A 4,742-nucleotide genomic window follows, 5' to 3' on the forward strand; every position below is an offset into this window, starting at 1 on the left:
TTCGGGCCGACTGGGCCAATTACCGGCCGCGATGCGGTTCTTGAACGTTCGAAGCGTCTTTTCCCTCTTGCATCGCAAAATGACACTCGCACGACACAGTCTCACCAGATCACAGCATCTACTGCTGGTGAGGATGTTCTGATCCATGAGTTCAGCAATATATACGATCTGATGGATGGAACCCAACGCCGTTGTTACACCATTGCTGTCATTCCCTTCGTAGGGGACAAGATGGTAGGTGAGCGTGTATATTCGGATCAGCACCTCGGGCGCCTCAGAGAGCGCTTGCTCGGAGCCGACTTTGTCAACAGGCCCGACGTTACAATACTGTAACTATACCGAATTCATATCCCTCCCCGCCATCAGGGGAATCCACATATCCCGCATCCGATCATCATCAGAAAAGCGATGGAGCACGGAGTGCATGAGCACGCCATGCACCAAGTGTATCTGCATTTCGCTCCCTCAATATTTCGTGAAACGGACTCACGTTCAACCGCTTGCGAGATTATGGGAGATGCGGATCTCGATCTTGTAATGAACGGCGTACCACTCGTGCCCACCGATCCTGCCAGCACTCTCGCACGACGTTGGCGGTAAACTCAGCGCCATAGCACATTGGGGAGCGGCCAGTTCCCTTGATGGAGACAAGGGCGGTTAGCGCCCGCGGACGTCCCATGACGGTGATGGCGACGAAGGCCGACTATGATCGGCTGGCCGCCATTGGCAGGCTAGTGATTGTCGGATTCGAGGTGACTGGTAACTCACACCGCACACTGATGCATCAATTGCTGTCCGAGGCGTACGGGCTTCGCATGATTTCGTCGGTCGTGTTGACCCGGACACGCGGGTGCTACCCGATGGCCTGGACAAGAATGATTCCCACGAATGCCTAGGTGATCGGCGTATGCTCCGAAACGGCGCGACCCAGTCCATAGGGCCGAGGTCTTTGCCGAAGCGCAGCACCGTCCCGATCACCGCTTCAATGCTATGCTGAAACTTGAGCGCCGGGTTACCCATGACGACTTCGTCACCGTAGGCGGATCTGGTCCGCATCATCGACCGCGGCATCGCTGTTGCCGAGCATCCCGTGCTCGAAGCTGACGGCCACGGTCACGAACCTCTGAGCGAGCGACGACGATGATGAGCCGGATCGACGATCATGCACCGCTGTGTTCGCTGGCGGTCTACGCCATTCTCGCAGGTTTGAGGTCCTCGATGCCACACTGCGACGCATCGAGCAGGGTCAGATCGACCGCATCGAAACGCTCGACGGGATGCTGGGCAAAAAGGCTCGCCGCGCGAGAACTGGCAGATCGAGAACTGGCAGATCAAGGCTGCCCCGCGCATCGCGCGGCTCTCTGTGGTCAAGACCCTGGCCGGCTACGACTTCTCTTTCCAGCCATCTCGGCGCTCGCCCGCCTCGACTTTATCAAACGAACTGAGGCCGTCCACGCCGGTATAGCGGTGTACTTCATCCCACCGAGGAGGAAAATAAACCGGAATGCAAAGAGTAAACCCCTTGCATTCCGGCGCAATTTTCCAGTGAGTAAGGCACGCAATTGCCGCAAGGCCCGGACAATCGCCTAGGCTTGGCAGCAGTTGCATCAGAAGTCGAATATCAACTCAACGCCGAAGGTCCTGGCAGGCTCATAGCTCGTGGATACTTGATTAGGTACTGCCGTCGCGCCGACAAGACGATCATTGTCAAAGAGATTGCGGCCCCAAAGCGCCAGTTCGACCTTGTGATCAGCAATGTTGATGTCACGCAGCGCGAGTCGTCCATTCATGACCCACCCGGCAGGCGAAAAGGCTCCGGCTTCTTGTGCAGGCGCAAAATACGGAAAACGCGTGAACTGCCGAATCTTGGACCGCCACCTACCGTCGATCCGAGCGACCATTCGGGCGTCCCCGAAGAGTGGCTCGGACTCATACTGGGCTGATGCATTGCCCGTCCAGTTGGCCCGGAATGCCATCCGGTAGAAAGTGCCACCCGTTTCGAAAATCGCTGAGTTGATGTTACTCAACTCAAGATCGGTATACCCGAGACTCCCGCTGAAAATCCAGTTGGATGACGGTGCGACTGTCAATTCCGACTCGAAACCGCGCACGTGGAGGTCACCCAAGCTTGCGACGACCGTGGAAACTGCCGCAAATTCCGGCCCGATGCGGAAGCCCTGAGTCTGCGCCTGGAGATTGCGATACTTCGCGTCAAACAGGGCGAGGTTGAAACGCACACGACGGTCAAGCAAATCCAACTTGGCGCCAACTTCCCATGCCTTTACCGTTTCAGGCTTGAATTCGATGGGGCCGAAGGCACCACCAGAGAGGAAACCAGTGCTGAATTTTCCGTAGAACATCATATTATCGTTGGGGCGATAGTTGATACCAGCGAGATAGCTCGACCTCCAATCATTGTAGGTGTAATTAAATGTGTTGACGCCAAAATAGGCGGTCGCATCGCGCTTGTCATTCGTGATGCGATAGCCACCGATCAGGTCGATTTCGGGCGTGACATGAACCTCCGCCTGCGCATAGCCTGCTACCGATTTTGTTCTGGCCGTTACCAACTGGTTATTCTGTACCCTCGAGGCAAAGGTAAAGTTGGGCACGGACACGCCAAATAGAGTCCCCGTCAACCCGAGCGGGGGCCCCGCGCTCACGTTGGAATTGACGTATATGCCGCCCGTCGTCAGCGTCAAGAAGTCCGATTCATAGTTGAGCTGAAGCTCGTTGCTCCACTGACTGCTTTTGCCGTAGGCGGAGTCGCCCGCGAGAAGCAGGAACGGATCACCTGTAGCGGTCCGCAGACCGCCCGCCCCGTCGAGTTGCACAGGGCCGGCATTCTGCGTCCGCCGATAACCGAAGATGTTCTTCAGCGTAACGCTTTCTGAAACATCAATGTCGGCGGTCAGGCTGTGGCCGGATGACTTGATGTATCCGGGCGTGCTGAACTCATTGTTGACTGCTTTGGGACGGCGAGGTCCCGCGAGCGCTAGACGGCCCGCGGCGACTGCATCGTCGTAGTAGCCCCTGATTGTAGGGTCTGTAGACGTGAATGTGACCAAGCCATAGCCTTCAGGCGTGAAATGACTGTTGACCGAGTCATACTTGTAGGTGACGTTAAATCCGTCGCTCGGAGCGAAGTTGACAGCGACGAACCAAGCCTCGGCATTCTTATCACCAAGCGTAGCCGGCGACTTTGCCTTGCCCAGACCAACAGCCGTGCGGTCCCACTCAACACCTGCGCCCGTGTTCCGGATGTCGCCCCGACGTTCGTCGTGGGTGTATGCGACCAACGCGCTGAACGGCCCCCAAGTTGGCGTATCAATACGGGTCAGGGTACGGAACTGGTCATAATTGCCAATGGACACCTCCTGACGAAAGCCGAATTCACCAGATGGGTTGGGGGTAACGATATTGATGGCACCCGCTGTGGAATTGCGTCCAAATAGAGTTCCCTGGGGGCCGCGCATGATTTCCATGCGTGCAATAAGCGGTAGGTCGAACGACGTGCCCTGCCCCGGTGCGATCGGCACGCCATCGAGATAGATTCCCAGAGAACGATCGGTGCCGGCAGCATTACCTTGACCGAGCACGCCACGAACCGAGAACGTCGGGAAGTGCGCATTACCAACGGTCTTTGTGGCGACAAGGTTCGGTGCCAAGCTTGAAACGTCTGCGATGCTCACGACACCATTGTTCTTCAGCGCCTCGGAACTCACCGCCGTAACAGCAATCGGAACAACTTGAAGATTCTGCTCGCGCCGCTGCGCTGTAACGACGATCTCCTCGATGCCAGTCGCCGCTCCTTCCGCTTGCGCCCATGCGGCCGACGCCGGCAGCGCGACAGAGCCCAAGAGGCTGATCGCAAATGCACGTTTGAAACTGGAGATCATTAGTCCCTCCCCCTGATTCACACATTTAATCGTTGATCCATATGCACTACGCATGTGTGGGAAACGCAGTGGTCAGTGACCATACGGATGTGCCAACGGTGCAAACCTATCTTTCGGCCAGTCGCCAGTGAGGCGACAGGTCCTGGCTTTTGCAGGTCAGGTCAAACTGCCGATCCAGTGAGTATACCGAGCTTCCGCTGAGAATAAGTTTGGAAAATCCGGGATGAGCGTTTCGGCGCAGGAAGTTTCCGCCATGGTGACGAGGATCATAGAGCGGTTTCCACACGAACTGAATCGGCAGGGATTCCCTTTGCGGTTCCGATGTGATTCACGCTTTCTGCTGGTGGCAGGAGGCTAGCATGGATGGCGCGAACGCTTTCACAGGATCTTCGGGACAGGGTCATCGCGGCGATTGGCGGTGGGTTGAGCTGCCGCGCTGCGGCTGATCGTTTCGGTGTCAGCGCATCAAGCGCGATCCGCTGGCGGCAACTTGCACTTCAGCATGGCCGGGCTGTCGCCAAGCCGCGCGGCGGAGACCGACATTCGGGCAGGATCGACGCGCGAGGCAGCTTCATCCGGGAGTTGGTTGCCGAGCAGGGCGACATTAGCTTGGTGGAGATCCAAGCGCCGCTCGTCGAGCTTGGCGTGTCGGTTGGGATTGGCACGTTGCACCGCTTTTTCGTGCGCCACGGGATCACGCGGAAAAAAAGACCGGGCACGCGATCGAACAAGACCGCCCCGACGTCCTGAGGCAACGCCGGAATTGGTTCGAGATGGCCAGCTCGATCTGGACCCGGAACGCCTGGTGTTCATCGACGAAACAGGGACTGTCAGGATTTCCGT

The 4,742-nt window shown here is 57.3% G+C and carries 4 protein-coding genes and 1 pseudogene; 3 read left to right on the forward strand and 2 right to left on the reverse strand.

Translation table 11 applies throughout. The features are described 5' to 3' along the window. Nucleotides 1-333 (forward strand): hypothetical protein (locus EBBID32_RS24740; RefSeq protein WP_037488420.1); only part of this gene is annotated, 333 nt, incomplete at its 5' end. 317 nt (nucleotides 334-650) lie between these two features. Continuing rightward, nucleotides 651-931 (forward strand): annotated as a pseudogene (locus EBBID32_RS25315) (IS110 family transposase); the annotation flags it as partial. 452 nt (nucleotides 932-1,383) lie between these two features. Here the strand turns inward: EBBID32_RS25315 and EBBID32_RS23950 are convergent. Both EBBID32_RS23950 and EBBID32_RS02945 read right to left on the reverse strand, forming a co-directional pair. Then, nucleotides 1,384-1,608: a hypothetical protein gene (locus EBBID32_RS23950; RefSeq protein WP_156022448.1), complete on the reverse strand. Its 225-nt coding sequence runs from the start codon at nucleotides 1,606-1,608 to the stop codon at nucleotides 1,384-1,386. Beyond that, on the reverse strand, nucleotides 1,608-3,899 hold the full coding sequence (locus tag EBBID32_RS02945) for a TonB-dependent receptor (RefSeq protein ID WP_006950450.1): 2,292 nt from the start codon (nucleotides 3,897-3,899) through the stop codon (nucleotides 1,608-1,610). The genes EBBID32_RS23950 and EBBID32_RS02945 overlap by 1 nt, the downstream gene beginning before the upstream one ends. A gap of 363 nt (nucleotides 3,900-4,262) precedes the next feature. On the opposite strand from EBBID32_RS02945, the gene EBBID32_RS02950 reads away from it, so the two are divergent. Continuing rightward, complete coding sequence (locus EBBID32_RS02950; RefSeq protein ID WP_006950451.1) at nucleotides 4,263-4,649, forward strand: hypothetical protein; 387 nt, start codon at nucleotides 4,263-4,265, stop codon at nucleotides 4,647-4,649. Nucleotides 4,650-4,742 lie beyond the last annotated feature (93 nt).

Origin of the sequence: Sphingobium indicum BiD32 (assembly GCF_000382885.1) — a bacterium.
Lineage (GTDB): Bacteria > Pseudomonadota > Alphaproteobacteria > Sphingomonadales > Sphingomonadaceae > Sphingobium > Sphingobium japonicum_C.

Bases quoted from the DNA above. Each gene is read 5' to 3' on its own strand.
- EBBID32_RS02945 (WP_006950450.1), bottom strand. From the start codon at position 3,899: ATGATCTCCAGTTTCAAACGTGCATTTGCGATCAGCCTCTTGGGCTCT.
- EBBID32_RS23950 (WP_156022448.1), bottom strand. From the start codon at position 1,608: ATGCAACTGCTGCCAAGCCTAGGCGATTGTCCGGGCCTTGCGGCAATT.
- EBBID32_RS02950 (WP_006950451.1), top strand. From the start codon at position 4,263: ATGGCGCGAACGCTTTCACAGGATCTTCGGGACAGGGTCATCGCGGCG.